Source organism: Maribacter orientalis (assembly GCF_900109345.1).
Taxonomy (GTDB): Bacteria; Bacteroidota; Bacteroidia; order Flavobacteriales; family Flavobacteriaceae; genus Maribacter; species Maribacter orientalis.
In genome coordinates this window covers 70,945-86,580 of sequence record NZ_FNZN01000007.1, presented here as the reverse complement: position 1 = coordinate 86,580, position 15,636 = coordinate 70,945, and the positions used below count along the sequence as shown (strand labels likewise).

General features: G+C 34.4%; 15 protein-coding genes. 12 read left to right on the top strand and 3 right to left on the bottom strand.

What is annotated here, in order from left to right; genetic code table 11:
• Window positions 1-30 precede the first annotated feature (30 nt).
• The 3 genes from BMY56_RS19005 to porX form a co-directional block, all read right to left on the bottom strand.
• Window positions 31-162, bottom strand: a complete 132-nt coding sequence (locus BMY56_RS19005) for a hypothetical protein (RefSeq protein ID WP_262493794.1) — start codon at window positions 160-162, stop codon at window positions 31-33.
• A gap of 218 nt (window positions 163-380) precedes the next feature.
• Window positions 381-800: a tRNA (adenosine(37)-N6)-threonylcarbamoyltransferase complex ATPase subunit type 1 TsaE gene (gene tsaE / locus BMY56_RS14435; protein ID WP_091625728.1), complete on the bottom strand. Its 420-nt coding sequence runs from the start codon at window positions 798-800 to the stop codon at window positions 381-383.
• Between the two features lie 10 nt (window positions 801-810).
• Entirely contained in the window at window positions 811-2,355 is a 1,545-nt protein-coding gene (porX, locus tag BMY56_RS14430; protein ID WP_091625725.1) for a T9SS response regulator signal transducer PorX, read from the bottom strand.
• A gap of 86 nt (window positions 2,356-2,441) precedes the next feature.
• On the opposite strand from porX, the gene BMY56_RS14425 reads away from it, so the two are divergent.
• The 12 genes from BMY56_RS14425 (at window position 2,442) to hisD (ending at window position 15,604) form a co-directional block, all read left to right on the top strand.
• On the top strand, window positions 2,442-3,671 hold the full coding sequence (locus tag BMY56_RS14425) for an HD domain-containing protein (protein ID WP_091625722.1): 1,230 nt from the start codon (window positions 2,442-2,444) through the stop codon (window positions 3,669-3,671).
• Window positions 3,672-3,694: 23 nt separating this feature from the next.
• Window positions 3,695-4,711, top strand: coding sequence for a UDP-3-O-(3-hydroxymyristoyl)glucosamine N-acyltransferase (lpxD, locus tag BMY56_RS14420; RefSeq protein ID WP_091625719.1), 1,017 nt, complete (start codon window positions 3,695-3,697; stop codon window positions 4,709-4,711).
• Between the two features lie 2 nt (window positions 4,712-4,713).
• Window positions 4,714-6,114, top strand: a complete 1,401-nt coding sequence (locus BMY56_RS14415; protein ID WP_091625716.1) for a bifunctional UDP-3-O-[3-hydroxymyristoyl] N-acetylglucosamine deacetylase/3-hydroxyacyl-ACP dehydratase — start codon at window positions 4,714-4,716, stop codon at window positions 6,112-6,114.
• A gap of 1 nt (window position 6,115) precedes the next feature.
• Window positions 6,116-6,901 (top strand): acyl-ACP--UDP-N-acetylglucosamine O-acyltransferase, encoded by a 786-nt coding sequence (gene lpxA / locus BMY56_RS14410; protein ID WP_091625714.1) that lies wholly within the window; start codon window positions 6,116-6,118, stop codon window positions 6,899-6,901.
• 48 nt (window positions 6,902-6,949) lie between these two features.
• Window positions 6,950-7,516: an elongation factor P gene (gene efp, locus BMY56_RS14405; protein WP_091625710.1), complete on the top strand. Its 567-nt coding sequence runs from the start codon at window positions 6,950-6,952 to the stop codon at window positions 7,514-7,516.
• 36 nt (window positions 7,517-7,552) lie between these two features.
• Window positions 7,553-8,488 carry a UDP-3-O-(3-hydroxymyristoyl)glucosamine N-acyltransferase gene (locus BMY56_RS14400; protein ID WP_091625707.1) on the top strand — a complete coding sequence of 312 codons (936 nt, stop codon included), beginning with the start codon at window positions 7,553-7,555 and terminating at the stop codon, window positions 8,486-8,488.
• 71 nt (window positions 8,489-8,559) lie between these two features.
• On the top strand, window positions 8,560-9,432 hold the full coding sequence (gene sucD / locus BMY56_RS14395; RefSeq protein WP_091625704.1) for a succinate--CoA ligase subunit alpha: 873 nt from the start codon (window positions 8,560-8,562) through the stop codon (window positions 9,430-9,432).
• A 107-nt stretch (window positions 9,433-9,539) separates the two neighbouring features.
• On the top strand, window positions 9,540-10,289 hold the full coding sequence (gene fabG / locus BMY56_RS14390) for a 3-oxoacyl-[acyl-carrier-protein] reductase (protein WP_091625702.1): 750 nt from the start codon (window positions 9,540-9,542) through the stop codon (window positions 10,287-10,289).
• A gap of 68 nt (window positions 10,290-10,357) precedes the next feature.
• A complete protein-coding gene (locus BMY56_RS14385) occupies window positions 10,358-12,385 on the top strand; it encodes a hypothetical protein (protein WP_091625699.1) in 2,028 nt (675 codons plus the stop codon).
• A gap of 10 nt (window positions 12,386-12,395) precedes the next feature.
• On the top strand, window positions 12,396-13,208 hold the full coding sequence (locus BMY56_RS14380) for a prohibitin family protein (protein ID WP_091625696.1): 813 nt from the start codon (window positions 12,396-12,398) through the stop codon (window positions 13,206-13,208).
• A gap of 233 nt (window positions 13,209-13,441) precedes the next feature.
• Window positions 13,442-14,299, top strand: coding sequence for an ATP phosphoribosyltransferase (hisG, locus tag BMY56_RS14375; RefSeq protein ID WP_091625694.1), 858 nt, complete (start codon window positions 13,442-13,444; stop codon window positions 14,297-14,299).
• A gap of 18 nt (window positions 14,300-14,317) precedes the next feature.
• The gene (hisD, locus tag BMY56_RS14370; protein ID WP_091625691.1) at window positions 14,318-15,604 is read left to right on the top strand and encodes a histidinol dehydrogenase; all 1,287 of its coding nucleotides are present in this window, start codon (window positions 14,318-14,320) and stop codon (window positions 15,602-15,604) included.
• The last annotated feature ends 32 nt before the right edge of the window (window positions 15,605-15,636 follow it).

Sequence of the window (15,636 nt, the reverse complement as noted above, 5' to 3'; positions counted from 1 at the left end):
ATACACCCTTTATAAATTAAAGCTAAAAGCTTATATTTTTTGTGTCAATTTTCTTTTGTCAATTCCTAGTTCCTGATTATCGATATCAATAATCGGAGCAGCCATTGCTAAAAGAAATACACCTAATGCCAATGAGGCAAGAAAAGTTCTTTTGTTTTTCATTTTCAAGGGGTTTTTGGTTAAACAAGAATTAGTTCTCATTGCAAACGTAAGAAATAATGCACAAACAAAATGCTGTTAAACGTTAAAATTACGCATTTCAACTGATTTTATGAACATTTCATCGATTTGCTGGTATTTCATCGAAAAATTACAATAAAAACGTGGTTGAAACGATACTGAAAATTTATAAAAACGCTATTCCTTGAAAATCAGAAGTTTTAAATATTATCAATTAGTACTAATTTTCTAATATTCTCACTTAATATTTCAATTTTAATTATCTGAGCATTAATAGGAACTAGATTAGGTATTTTTTCAGGCCATTCCATAAAAATCCACCCATTTGTACTCAGATAATCTTCCAAACCCATATCCATGGCTTCGTTTTCATCTTCTAGCCTATAAAAATCGAAATGGTAACCTAGAAGCTCTCCGTTTAAATTTTCGTATTCATTTACAAGTCCAAAAGTTGGGCTACTTACATTATCCTTGCCGCCTAATGCTTTTACCAATGCCTTTATCAGTGTTGTTTTTCCTGCACCCATTGGTGCATAAAATGCGAGAATTTTGCTTTTTGAATTATGAATTATTTCATTCGCAATCTTCTTCAGCTCATTTTCACCATAAATGAATTCCATAATCTTTAATTTATTTAGGCTCCAAAACTACAAAAGGTATAATCATTTCCTCTAATGAAACGCCGCCATGTTGATAGGTATTTCTATAATAACTTACATAATGATTATAGTTATTAGGGTATGCAAAGAAAAAATCATTTTTCGCGAAAATATAAGAGCTACTCATATTTATACTCGGCAAATAAATTGATTTAGGATCTTTGGCTGCTAGCACTTCATTCTTTTCGTAGGTAAGACTTCTTCCTGTTTTGTATCTAAGGTTCAAGCTTGTTTCGCGATCTCCGACTACTTTTGAAGGAGACTTTACATTTATAGTACCATGGTCAGTGGTAATAATCAACTTCATTCCTAATGTCTGCGCTTGCTGAATAATTTCCAGCATAGGTGAGTTCTTAAACCAACTTGTGGTCAAAGATCGATAAGACTTGTCGTTAGAGGCTAATTCTTTTATCACTTCCATTTCAGTCTTGGAGTGGGATAGCATGTCAACAAAATTGTATACAATTACCGTAAGGTCGTTATCTTTTTGAGTCTTAAAATTTTGGCTTAAATGTTTGCCTTGTTTTAAACTACTGATTTTATGATACTCCCACTTTAAATCAAGTCCAAGTCTTTTAAGTTGTTCTCCTAAAAATTTGTCTTCGAATAAGTTTTTGCCTCCTTCCTCAGTATCATTTTTCCACCAATTCGGATATTTTTTCTCCATATCAAGCGGTGTTAATCCTGAGAATATGGCATTACGAGCATATTGTGTTGCAGTTGGTAAAATGCTATAATAAGAGTCTTCTTTTTTCTTTTTGTAAAATGAGTTAACGGTATCCTCAAAGGCATACCACTGGTCATAACGCAAGTTATCTACAACAATCAGTAATGTTTTTTGGTCTTTTATCTCTGGTGCAATCCATTCCTTAAAAAGTGTGTGAGACATTACAGGGGCATCTACATCAGTAAACCAATCGGGGTAATTACGTTCAACAAATTTTCCGAATTGTTGATTTGCTTCAATTTTTTGAGATTCAAGTATTTCGAACATTCCACTGTCCTCAATCTGCTCTAATTGCAATTCCCAGTAAATCAATTTTCTATATAAATCTGCCCATTCTTGGTAGCTATTCACCATAGAAAGATCCATGGCAATCTTTCTAAATTCTTGTTGATAGTTACTGGTTGTTTTTTCAGAAATTAATCTAGAATGGTCTAGATTCTTTTTAAGGGAAAGTAATATCTGATTAGGGTTTACAGGCTTAATTAGGTAATCAGCTATTTTTGAACCAATAGCTTCTTCCATAATAAATTCTTCTTCACTTTTAGTGATCATCACTACAGGTATAGAACTGTCAATTATTTTTATTTCTGAAAGGGTTTCTAAACCAGAAATGCCTGGCATATTTTCGTCAAGAAAAACAATGTCTACTCGCGTTTGCATTAATTCTTCTAATGCCTCTTGACCGCTTTGGCAGGTAATTACTTCATAATTTCTTGCTTCTAAAAAAATGATATGAGGTTTGAGTAAATCGATTTCATCATCTACCCATAATATTTTTATCTTGTTCATTGTATTATTATTTGACGATAATCAAATTCTATGCTGATGCTTTTGTATAACTTTGAAATGTTAATTTCAGAAAAGACAAATCTATCTTGAAGACATCAAACAAATTGAAAATCTTTAATGATCCAATTTACGGATTTATTAGAATCCCTAATACCCTTGTATTTGACCTGATTGCTGACCCTTACTTTCAAAGGTTGCGTAGAATATCACAAATGGGGTTATCGTATTTGGTATATCCTGGTGCACATCATACTCGTTTTCATCATGCACTCGGTTGTATGTATTTAATGCAGAAAGCGGTGCAAGTAATTCGTTTCAAGGGAGTTGAAATAACGGAGTCTGAATCTGATGGACTGCTTGGGGCCATTCTTTTGCATGATATTGGACATGGTCCTTTTTCACACGCGATGGAGCATAGTATCGTTGAAGGCGTAAGTCATGAGTTCATTTCACTTCAGTTTATGGAAGAACTCAATGAACGATTTAACGGAAGTTTAACGGAAGCCATCTCAATATTCACTGGTAAGCACCCTAAAAAGTTCTTAAATCAATTGGTTTCAAGTCAGTTAGACATGGACCGATTAGACTATTTAAAAAGAGATAGCTTTTATACAGGCGTTGCTGAAGGAAATACAAATGCAGAGCGTTTAATTACGATGTTGAATGTTGTTGATGGTAATCTAGTGATCGAAGAAAAAGGAATTTACTCGGTCGAGAAATTTTTAATGGCAAGGCGTTTTATGTATTGGCAAGTGTATTTACATAAGACAGGAGTTGTCGCCGAGCAATTGCTTATCAGTATTTTGAAAAGAGCACGTTTTTTAATTAAAAATGGAACATCTCTAAATTGTAGTAAAGCATTACTTTATTTCTTATCGCAACATTTCGATAAAAGTAATTTTGATAGGATCACCTTGGCAAAGTTTGCTAAATTAGATGATGTAGATATTTTAGCTGCATTAAAAGAATGGCAATACGCTGACGATTTTGTGCTTTCTACACTTTGTGAAATGATATTGAACAGAAAGCTTTTGCATATTAAACTTAAGAAAGAGCGAATAAACGAAACCAAGTTTAATAGTAAGTTTAATAAAATAAAGAAGCTTTACAAACTTACGGATGAAGAAACCTCTTATTTTGTTTTTACCGGTGAGTTAAAGAATAAGGCCTATGATAGAGAGAATCAGAATATTAATATCTTGAGGAAAAACGGAAAAATAACTGATGTTGCTAAATTATCGGATCACCTTAATTTGAATGCACTTTCGAAAACGGTGACCAAATATTATATGTGTTACCCAAAAGAAGCAGTTTAACTATTTTTCTTACTTTTACGCCCATGAAATTTACAGCAGGTCAGATTGCAGGTATTTTAGAAGGAGAAGTACATGGGAATCCAGATATAGCCGTGCATAAACTTGCTAAAATAGAAGAAGGCGAAGAAGGCTCTCTTACTTTTTTGGCAAATCCGAAATATACTTCGTTCATTTATAAAACCAAGGCTTCTATTACTATAGTGAACAAAAGTTTTATTCCTGAACATAAATTAAATACCACCTTAATCAAGGTTGAAGATGCTTATAAATCGTTCTCCAAATTATTGGAGTATTATAACCAAGTTAAAAATAATAAATTAGGGATAGAGGAGCCTATTTTTAAATCGGATACTGCAACCTATGGTACTGATGTTTATCTTGGTGCATTTGCTTATTTGGGAAATAATGTAACGCTTGGTGATAATGTAAAGGTATATCCGAATGTATATATTGGTGATAATGTATTGGTTGGTAATAATGTTACCATATTTGCAGGCGCGAAAATTTATTCAGAAACAATTATTGGCGATAATTGTGTAGTTCACAGTGGAGTGGTATTAGGTGCAGATGGATTTGGGTTTACGCCAAATGAAAATGGCGAATTCATTAAAGTACCACAAACAGGTAATGTTATCTTGGAAGATAATGTAGATGTAGGGGCAGGTACCACTATTGACCGTGCAACCTTAGGGTCTACTATCTTGAGAAAAGGAGTGAAGCTAGATAATCAAATTCAAATTGCCCATAATGTTGAGATTGGTGAACATACCGTAATTGCCGCTCAAACAGGAATTGCAGGTTCTACCAAAATCGGTAAGCATTGTATGATCGGTGGTCAAGTTGGTATTGTAGGTCATATCATGATCGGTGATTATGTGAAAATACAAGCACAATCTGGTATCGGTAGAAATGTAAAAGACCGAGAGGTTTTACAAGGTTCACCAGCTTTAAATTATGGTGATTATAACAAATCATATGTTCATTTTAAGAACTTATCAAAAATAATTAGTAGAATCGACACTTTAGAAAAGAAGGACTGACGATGAGTACAACAAAAAAAAAACAAAGGACAATTGGTAAAGAGGTAAGTCTAACGGGAGTAGGTTTGCATACTGGTAGCAATGTTACCATTAAATTTTTACCGGCAAGTGAAAACCATGGTTATGCATTTAAAAGGGTAGATTTAGAAGGTGAGCCTATTATTCCTGCTGACGCAAATCTTGTTGTGAACACACAAAGAGGTACCAATTTAGAGAAAAATGGCGTCAAGATTCAAACTTCAGAACACGTTTTGGCGGCTTTAGTTGGTCTTGAAATTGATAATGTATTAATAGAGCTGAATGCCGCAGAACCTCCAATTATGGATGGTTCCTCTAAGTTTTTTGTAGAAGTATTAGAGAAAGCCGGAATAGTTGAGCAAGATGCGGTTCGTGAAGAATATATTGTTAAAGAAGTTATTTCTTTTAAAGATGAAAATACAGGTAGTGAAATAACAATTATTCCTTCAGACGAATATCAAGTGATGACGATGGTAGATTTTGGAACCAAAGTTTTAGGGACTCAAAATGCAACTTTAGATAAAATTTCTGATTTTAAATCTGAAATTTCAAATGCTCGTACCTTTAGTTTCCTTCACGAGTTAGAAATGCTTTTGGAAAACGGACTAATAAAAGGAGGGGATTTAAACAACGCTATCGTATATGTGGATAAAGAGATATCTCAAGACACGATGGCGAAGTTAGAGAAGGCCTTTAATAAAAAGAAACTGTCTGTAAAAGCTAATGGAATTTTAGATAATCTAACATTACACCAACCAAATGAAGCAGCAAGACATAAGCTTTTAGATGTAATTGGAGATTTGGCTTTAATTGGTACACGTATACGAGGTAAGGTAATAGCTAATAAGCCTGGTCATTATGTAAATAACCAATTCGCGAAGAAGCTTTCACAAATTATCAAATTAGAAAAACGGAATAAAGTTCCGAAGTATGATTTAAGCTTGCCACCGTTAATGGATATTCATAAGATTATGGATATGTTACCACATAGACCTCCATTCTTATTAATAGACCGTATTATCGAGCTATCAGAAGAGCATGTAGTAGGTATGAAGAATGTGACAATGAACGAACCATTCTTCGTCGGACATTTTCCAGGGGCTCCAGTAATGCCAGGTGTACTTCAAGTAGAAGCTATGGCACAAACAGGTGGTATTTTGGTTTTAAGTACCGTACCTGATCCAGAAAATTATTTGACTTTGTTTATGAAAATAGATAAAGTAAAATTTAAAAGGCAAGTATTACCAGGCGATACATTAATATTTCACTGTAGTTTAATTACACCGATTAGAAGAGGTATTTGTCATATGCAAGCATATGCATACGCAAATGACAAATTGGTAAGTGAAGCAGAGTTAATGGCGCAAATAGTTAAAAGAACTTAGAATGAATCAACCTTTAGCTTATATACATCCAGGCGCTAAAATATCTAAAAATGTCGTAGTTGAACCTTTTACTACTATTCACAACAATGTAACAATTGGTGATGGTACATGGATAGGTTCTAATGTCACCATTATGGAAGGTGCTCGTATCGGGAAAAACTGTAACATTTTTCCGGGTGCTGTAATTTCTGCATCTCCACAAGATTTAAAGTATGATGGAGAGGAAACAACTGTCGTTATTGGTGATAACACCACTATTCGAGAGTGTGCCACAATTCATAAAGGAACATCTGACCGTATGAAAACTGTTATCGGCAAAAATTGCCTGATAATGGCGTACTGTCATGTTGCTCACGATTGTTTGGTGGGTGATAATTGTATTTTCTCTAATAATTCAACATTAGCAGGTCACGTTACTATTGGTGACAATGTTATTCTTGCAGGTTTGGTTGCAGTACATCAATTCGTATCTGTAGGACAACATGCCTTTGTTACAGGCGGTTCTTTAGTTAGAAAAGATGTGCCACCATATGTTAAAGCCGCTAGAGAGCCATTATCTTATGTAGGTATTAATTCTGTTGGTTTAAGAAGAAGGGGTTTTGTGTCTGATAAGATTAGAGAGATTCAGAATATTTACAGAATTCTTTACCAAAAAAACTACAATAATTCACAAGCCGTACAAATTATTGAAGCAGAAATGGAAGCAACTCCTGAACGTGACGAAATACTACAATTCATTCGAGATTCGCAACGTGGAATTATGAAAGGTTATTTTAGCAATAACTAAGACATACTTTGTTTATAAATTAAGTAACAATATTAATAAAATATACTAATGGCATCTACATCAGATATTCGAAAAGGACTATGTATTCGATACAATAATGATATTTATAAAATAATAGAATTTTTACATGTTAAGCCAGGTAAAGGACCTGCTTTTGTGCGTACAAAATTAAAAAGTGTTACTTCTGGTAAAGTATTGGATAATACCTTCTCAGCGGGTCATAAAATTGAAGATGTAAGAGTTGAAACCCGTTCTTATCAATATTTATATCCTGAAGGAGATACGTATCATTTTATGAATACGGATGATTATAATCAAATCACTTTACAAGAAAGTTCTTTAGATGCACCAGGATTGTTAAAAGAGGGTGAAGTTGTTACTATTTTGTTTAATACAGAAGATAATATGCCATTATCTGTTGACATGCCTGCAAGTGTAGTTTTAGAAGTTACCTATACAGAACCTGGCGTAAAAGGAAATACAGCAACTAATGCGACTAAACCGGCAAAAGTAGAAACCGGTGCAGAGGTAAACGTACCTTTATTTATTAATGAAGGAGATAAAATTAAGATTGACACTTCTAGCTGCTCATATATGGAGCGTGTGAAGGAGTAATTATACGTGGTATTATATACTAATCAAATTTAGAAATTGAAGTTTCCTACTATATTTTCATTAAAGCAAATTGCCGATATCATTTCGAGTACGTATGTGGGCATTGATGATTTTCCGGTTTTGGGAATGAACGAAATTCATGTTGTAGAGCCTGGTGATATTGTATTTGTTGATCATCCTAAATACTATGATAAAGCCTTAAAATCTAAGGCTACGATTATCCTAATAAATAAAAATGTTGATTGTCCAGAAGGAAAGGCATTGCTGATTTCAGATGATCCGTTCAGGGATTTTAATAAACTGACTACATTTTTTCAACCTTTTGTACCAAATAATCGTTCTATTTCAGCAACGGCAAAAATCGGAAAAAATACGGTAATACAACCAAATGCTTTTATAGGTAACAATGTAACTATAGGGGATAATTGCTTAATACATTCTAACGTTTCCATTTATGATAATTGTGTTATTGGCGACAATGTAACCATTCATGCGGGTAGTGTTTTAGGTGCTGATGCTTTTTACTACAAAAAACGACCTGATGGTTTCGATAAATTAATTTCTGGTGGAAGAGTTGTTTTGAAAAACAATGTTGACATTGGGGCACTTTGTACTATTGATCGAGGTGTGACAGGAGATACTACCATCGGTTTCGGTTCAAAGCTCGATAATCAAGTTCATGTTGGGCACGATACGGTAATTGGAGAGAAGTGTTTAATCGCATCGCAAACGGGTATCGCAGGCTGTGTTATTATAGAAGATGAAGTAACCTTATGGGGGCAAGTAGGTACAAATAGTGGTATTACAATAGGTAAGAACGCGGTTATAATGGGGCAAACCGGAGTTACTAAATCGGTAGCTGGTGGCAAGAGTTATTTCGGTACGCCAATAGAAGAATCCCGTGAAAAATTGAAACAATTAGCCTATATAAAGAAGATTCCAGAAATAATTAAAAAATTGGACAAGAAATAAGCATGTTAATGCTTTAAAATTCATTAACAAACCTATATTTTTGTTCTTTTAAAAATAAAAACTACAGTAGTATGAGCGTATTAGTAAATAAGGATTCCAAAATAATCGTACAAGGTTTCACCGGTAGTGAAGGTACTTTTCATGCCGAGCAAATGATTGAGTACGGTACTAATATTGTGGGTGGTGTTACACCAGGCAAAGGAGGACAAGAGCATTTAGGGAAACCAGTTTTTAATACGGTTTCTGAAGCTGTTGAAAAAGTAGGTGCTGATACGACTATTATTTTCGTTCCACCAGCATTTGCTGCTGATGCAATAATGGAAGCTGCAGATGCAGGTATTAAAGTTATTATTACAATTACAGAAGGTATACCAGTTGCTGATATGGTAATGGTTGCCAATTATATAAAAAGCAGAGATTGTCGTTTAATTGGACCTAACTGTCCGGGTGTTATTACTCCGGGTGAGGCAAAAGTTGGTATTATGCCAGGTTTTGTATTTAAGAAAGGAAATGTAGGTATTGTATCTAAATCAGGTACTTTGACATATGAGGCTGCTGATCAAGTGGTTCGTCAAGGTTTAGGTATTACAACTGCTATCGGTATTGGTGGTGATCCAATTATTGGAACCACTACAAAAGAAGCGGTTGAGTTATTGATCAATGATCCTGAGACTAAATGTGTAGTAATGATCGGTGAAATTGGTGGTCAATTAGAAGCTGATGCGGCACAATGGTACAAAGCTAGTGGAAGTAAAAAACCAGTTGTCGGTTTTATCGCTGGTGAAACTGCTCCTGCTGGTAGAACAATGGGTCATGCCGGTGCAATTGTAGGTGGTAGTGATGATACGGCACAAGCTAAAAAACGAATTATGAGAGAATGTGGAATTCACGTGGTTGATTCTCCAGCTGAAATTGGTTTGAAAGTAAAAGAAGTAATGGGTTAAGAACTCATATAATTCATATAAAATCCCGTTTGTAGCGGGATTTTTTTTAGCCTATAATTCAAACAAAAGGTATATTTGGTAAACTACCTTAAGTAAATGATTGACTTATGAAATTATTAGAAGATAAAAATGTAATTATTACTGGAGCAAGTAGAGGAATAGGTATGGGCATTGCCCAAGTATTTGCTGACCATGGGGCCAATGTTGCTTTTACCTATAGCTCGAGTGAAGCTCCAGCTTTAGAATTAGAAAAAGAATTGAAGGCTAAAGGCGTTAATGCCAAGGCTTATAAAAGTAATGCAGCTAACTTTCAAGAAGCTGAAGAATTGGTAGCTAAAGTTTTAGAAGATTTTGGTGGTAGAATTGATGTTTTAATCAATAATGCCGGTATTACGAAAGATAATCTTCTTATGCGTATGTCTGAAGCAGATTTTGATACGGTAATCGATATCAACTTAAAGTCGGTCTTTAACATGACCAAAGCGGTTCAACGAACTTTACTAAAACAACGAAGCGGCTCTATTATAAATATGAGTAGTGTAGTTGGGGTTAAAGGTAATGCGGGTCAGACAAATTATGCCGCCTCAAAAGCAGGTATGATTGGATTTACAAAGTCTGTGGCACTTGAATTAGGCTCACGAAATATAAGATGTAATGCAATTGCGCCAGGTTTCATTGAAACTGAAATGACAGAAAAGCTTGATGAGAAAACTGTTCAAGGTTGGAGAGATGGTATTCCTTTAAAAAGAGGCGGATCTCCAGAGGATATTGCCAATGCATGTCTTTATTTTGCATCAGACCTTTCGAGTTATGTAACCGGACAGGTATTGAATGTAGATGGTGGTATGTTAACTTAAGCCGAAAACGAATAATTCGGTAACAGATAATTTGTCTGTTGCTATTGCGCACAATATTTTCTAGATCCATGGAAACCACAACAGTATTGTATATTGTTCTTGCTGCTATCGTTGCTCTAGGTATAGTTGTGCTTCAATATGTATATAAACAAAAGGCTAAAAGCAATGTATATTTGCTCTTAGCCTTTTTGCGATTTATAGGAATATTTGGTCTACTCGTTTTACTTATAAACCCTCAATTTTCACAGAAATCCTATAGTTTAGAAAAGCCAAATTTGGTGATTTTAGCTGATAATTCAAGTTCTTTAGCTGAAAGTGGAGTTGAAATTAAAGATATTATTTCTCAATTAAAATCTTCAGACGAAATTTCAAGTAGATTTAAAATAAGTGATTACCGATTTGGTAGTGAATTAGGTGTATTAGATAGTTTAACATTTGAAGACAAGATTACCAATATATATAAATCTCTTTCTGCTTTAAAAGATATTTTTGGTCGTGAACAGACGGTAACTCTATTATTATCTGACGGTAACCAGACTATTGGGCAAGATTATAGTTATTTTAAAACTGACGAAAATAGTACTCTTTATACTGTAGTCTTAGGTGATACCACGAAGTATAAGGACTTATCTGTCGGGCCTATTTTAACTAATAAGTATGCATTCTTAAAAAATAAATTCCCATTAGAAACCTATATTTCTTATCAAGGTAACACAGCTGTTTCAGCTACTGTATCTGTTAAGATGAATGATAGAATAGTACATCGCGAAAATTTAAATTTAAATAATGAATCTAATTTTAAAGCCATCTCGATAGAAATAGATGCTAATACTGTCGGAATTAAAAATTTAATTGTAGAAATCTCTCAATTACCTGCAGAACGAAATATAGCTAACAATAGAAGGTCTACTAGTATAGAGATAATTGATGAGAAGACTAAAATTGGATTGATTGCCGATATTTTGCATCCTGATTTGGGAACTCTTAAGAAAGCTATAGAAAGTAATAAGCAAAGAGAAGTATCCATTTTAAAGCCAAATGTTGCTAATAGTATATTAGATGAAATTGATTTATTCATTTTTTATCAGCCAACTGTTCGTTTTAAAGCATCACTGGATTATGCAAAAAGTAAAAATGCAAATACCTTTATAATTACAGGTTCTCATGCAGATTATTCATTTTTGAATGAAGCGAGTCTTGGTTTTGAAATTGAAAGTGGTTATCCTCAACAAGAGGTTTTCGCATTGTTGAATAATGCATTTTCAAGGTATGATATTTCTAAATTCGATTTAACCAATTTCCCCCCATTGTTAAGTGACGCAGGACCTATTATTTTTCAAAAACCTTATGAGGCACTACTTGGTACTCAAATTAAAGGATTGAATGTACAACAGCCGTTATTATCCGTAATAGAGGACAATTCTAAAAAACAGGCTTTACTAGTTGGCGAAAATCTTTGGAAATGGCGCATGCAGACATTTAGAAATACAGGTGAATTCATCAATTTTGATGAATTCATGGGTAATTTAATTCGCTATTTAACCAGTACCAAGAATAAATCGCGCCTTAATGTTGAATATGAAAAAGTTTATGAAGGCAGCTCAAATGCAATTATAACAGCAACCTATTTTGACGAGGCCTTTTTGTTTGACCCTAATGCAAAGATGAAAATTAGGGTTACCAATAAGAAAACGAAGTCTAGTCAAGATAATCCTATGGTATTAAAAAATGGATATTTTGAAGCCGACCTTTCTAATCTTTTAGCTGGTGAATATGACTTTAAATTATCGGTTGATAACGAATCTAAATCAGAAACGGGTTCGTTTGTAATCTCAGAATTTGATATGGAAAATCGATTTGTCTCTAGTGATGATTCAAAAATGGCGAAATTGGCTGCCAACTCTGGAGGTAAACATTATTATTCATCTCAAATCGATGCTATTAAGAAAGATCTAATAGAGAATGATAACTATGTTCCAACCGAGAAAAGCTCTATAAATATCGTACCTTTGATTGAGTTTAGAATTCTACTGGCTTTAATAATTTTGGCCTTCACGGTAGAATGGTTTATCAGAAAATATAACGGATTAATTTAAATTTACACGAATGGATAAGTTACCAAAGATTGCATTACCCGCAATATTTATTTTTATTGTTTTGATTATAGGAATTTCAAAATCTACCGTCACCATTGACTCAGGTCAGGCAGGCGTATTGTATAAAACGTTTGGTGGGGGTGTGGTTACGGACCAGCCACCAATGGGTGAAGGATTTCATTTAGTAGCACCTTGGAATAGAGTGACTGTTTATGAAGTACGACAACAAGAAGTACTTGAAAGTATGAATGTATTGTCAAGTAATGGTTTGGATATTAAATTGGAAGCATCAGCTTGGTTCGAACCTATTCGTAGTGATTTAGGAAAATTGCACCAAGAGAAGGGAACAGAGTATATTCAACGTGTATTGTTGCCAACGATACGATCTGCTGCCCGTTCTGTAGTTGGCCGTTATACACCAGAGCAACTGTATTCAAGTAAAAGGGATGCGATTCAACAAGAAATTTTTGATGAGACTCAAAAAATAGTTTCAGGTCAGTATATTCAATTGAATGAAATATTGGTAAGAGATGTAACATTACCACCAACCATTAAGGACGCTATCGAAAGAAAATTAAAGCAAGAGCAAGAATCTTTAGAGTATGAGTTCCGTTTGGTTACTGCTAAAAAGGAGGCTGAAAAAGTAACGATTGAAGCTCAAGGTAAAGCAGATGCTAACCGTATTTTAAGTGCGTCTTTAAATGACCAAATTTTAAAGGATAAAGGAATCGATGCTACACTAAAATTAGCAGAGTCACCTAATTCAAAAGTTGTCATTGTAGGTGGTAGCGATGGTCTTCCCTTAATTTTGGGTAATAACTAAAACACGGAGTTAATTATTTTTGTTTCATTTTAAACTTTTGTTTTGTGAAATGGAAAATACCTTTTACTTTTACATTATAATGAAAAACAGAACTACACATCATCATATTCATACTCACGCTCTGGCGAGGTAGGAATGTATTGTAGTAGTACAACATATTTAAAAACCCGTTTGAGCAATCAAACGGGTTTTGTATTTAACTCTGTTTTGCTTGCCAAGCATAAAACAAACAAATGACTAAAATTAGAATTGCTATTCAGAAATCGGGAAGACTTAATGAGGAATCCCTTCAAATTTTAAAAGATTGTGGAATTTCCATCGATAATGGAAAGGATCAATTAAAAGCTTCTTCAAGAAATTTCCCAATGGAGGTTTTCTATCTTAGAAATGGTGATATACCTCAATACCTTAGAGATGGCGTAGTAGATATCGCCATTATTGGTGAAAATGTCTTGGTAGAAAAGGGTGAGGATATTTCTATTGCTGAGAAACTTGGATTTTCAAAATGTAAAGTTTCCCTAGCGGTGCCAAAATCATTTAAGTTTAATTCAATAAAGGATTTTGAAGGAAAGCGTATAGCTACTTCCTATCCAAACACAGTTTTAAATTACCTAAAGGATAAAGGTATTACTGCTGATTTACACATCATTAGTGGTTCGGTAGAAATTGCACCGAATATTGGTTTGGCAGATGCCATTTGTGATATTGTTTCCAGTGGTAGTACGTTGTTTAAAAATAATCTAAAGGAGGTTGAAGTAATGCTTACAAGTGAAGCTGTTTTGGCAGTTTCACCAAAGATTTCAGAAGAAAGAAGAGAGTTATTAGAAAAGTTACAATTTCGTATTCAATCGGTATTACGAGCTAGGGGTTCTAAATATGTATTGCTTAACGCACCAAATGATAAATTGGATGGAATTTTAAAATTACTTCCTGGAATGCGCAGTCCTACGGTACTTCCTTTGGCCGATGAAGGTTGGAGCTCTGTTCATACCGTAATCAACAAAGATAAATTCTGGGAAGTAATAGACGAGTTAAAGAAAGCTGGTGCTGAAGGTATTTTAGTTTGCCCAATTGAAAAGATGGTATTATAGTAGTAAGTACAAGGAAGAATGAATAAAATATATAATCCTAAGAGAGCAGATTGGAAGGATGTTTTAAAGCGTCCTACACAGACAGTAGCCGATATTGAAGGGTTGGTCAATAGTATTTTCGAGGAAGTTAAAACAAGTGGTGATAGTATATTAAAAAAGTATACTCAACAATTTGACAAAGTAGCCTTAGAGAATATGTTGGTTTCAGAGGTTGAAATTGAAGAGGCTAAGACTCTAGTTTCAGATGAGCTTAAAGCAGCTATTCAATTGGCTAAGGTAAATATTGAAGTGTTTCATTTTGCTCAGAAAACAGGTCGAATTGAAATAGAAACGGCACCTGGAGTCTCTTGTTGGCAAGAAAAAAGACCTATTCAAAAAGTAGGACTTTATATTCCTGGTGGAACAGCACCATTATTTTCAACCATTTTAATGTTGGCGGTACCTGCGACTATTGCTGGATGCTCAGAAATAGTGCTTTGTTCTCCACCTGATAAGGAAGGGAAATTGAACCCTGCAATTTTATATACTGCTAGTTTATGCGGAGTTACCAAAATTATAAAGGTTGGAGGGATACAAGCTATTGCAGGTATGACATTTGGTACAGAAACCATTCCACAGGTTTTTAAAATATTTGGACCTGGTAATCAATACGTAACCGTTGCTAAACAAATTGCAACAAAACATGGTGTAGCCATTGATATGCCTGCAGGTCCTTCAGAACTATTGGTTGTAGCAGATAATACTGCTAATGCTGCCTTTGTAGCATCCGATTTATTGAGCCAGGCAGAGCATGGTATTGATAGTCAGGTGATTTTAGTGTCGACCTCAAAAAATATGATTGAAGAAGTAGAGAAAGAGGTAGCGTTGCAATTAGAAGAACTGCCACGAAAAGAAATTGCGAGGCAGGCAATTTCAAATAGCAAACTTATCTACGTTAAAGATGACCGCATGGCGATTGACTTAATCAATGAATATGGTCCTGAACACTATATAGTTTGTGTAGATAATGAAGATTTTTATATTGATAACACTCAAAATGCTGGCTCTGTTTTTATTGGGAATTATACGCCCGAGAGCGCTGGTGATTATGCTTCGGGTACCAATCATACGTTACCAACTAACGGATATGCAAAGCAGTATAGTGGAGTGAATTTAGATAGTTTCATGAAAAGTATGACGTTCCAGAAGATTACTAAGGTAGGAATTCAAAATATTGGTAATGCCATTGAATTAATGGCTGAAGCTGAAGGTTTACAAGCACATAAAAATGCGGTAACCCTAAGATTAAATAGCCTTAAAAAATAGAGTATTGTTCGATCAAGCACAGCCGAGACCTA

Coding starts and splice junctions, on each gene's coding strand:
- BMY56_RS19005 (WP_262493794.1), bottom strand. CDS start 162: ATGAAAAACAAAAGAACTTTTCTTGCCTCATTGGCATTAGGTGTATTT.
- tsaE (WP_091625728.1), bottom strand. CDS start 800: ATGGAATTCATTTATGGTGAAAATGAGCTGAAGAAGATTGCGAATGAA.
- porX (WP_091625725.1), bottom strand. CDS start 2,355: ATGAACAAGATAAAAATATTATGGGTAGATGATGAAATCGATTTACTC.
- lpxD (WP_091625719.1), top strand. CDS start 3,695: ATGAAATTTACAGCAGGTCAGATTGCAGGTATTTTAGAAGGAGAAGTA.
- BMY56_RS14415 (WP_091625716.1), top strand. CDS start 4,714: ATGAGTACAACAAAAAAAAAACAAAGGACAATTGGTAAAGAGGTAAGT.
- lpxA (WP_091625714.1), top strand. CDS start 6,116: ATGAATCAACCTTTAGCTTATATACATCCAGGCGCTAAAATATCTAAA.
- efp (WP_091625710.1), top strand. CDS start 6,950: ATGGCATCTACATCAGATATTCGAAAAGGACTATGTATTCGATACAAT.
- sucD (WP_091625704.1), top strand. CDS start 8,560: ATGAGCGTATTAGTAAATAAGGATTCCAAAATAATCGTACAAGGTTTC.
- fabG (WP_091625702.1), top strand. CDS start 9,540: ATGAAATTATTAGAAGATAAAAATGTAATTATTACTGGAGCAAGTAGA.
- BMY56_RS14385 (WP_091625699.1), top strand. CDS start 10,358: ATGGAAACCACAACAGTATTGTATATTGTTCTTGCTGCTATCGTTGCT.
- BMY56_RS14380 (WP_091625696.1), top strand. CDS start 12,396: ATGGATAAGTTACCAAAGATTGCATTACCCGCAATATTTATTTTTATT.
- hisG (WP_091625694.1), top strand. CDS start 13,442: ATGACTAAAATTAGAATTGCTATTCAGAAATCGGGAAGACTTAATGAG.
- hisD (WP_091625691.1), top strand. CDS start 14,318: ATGAATAAAATATATAATCCTAAGAGAGCAGATTGGAAGGATGTTTTA.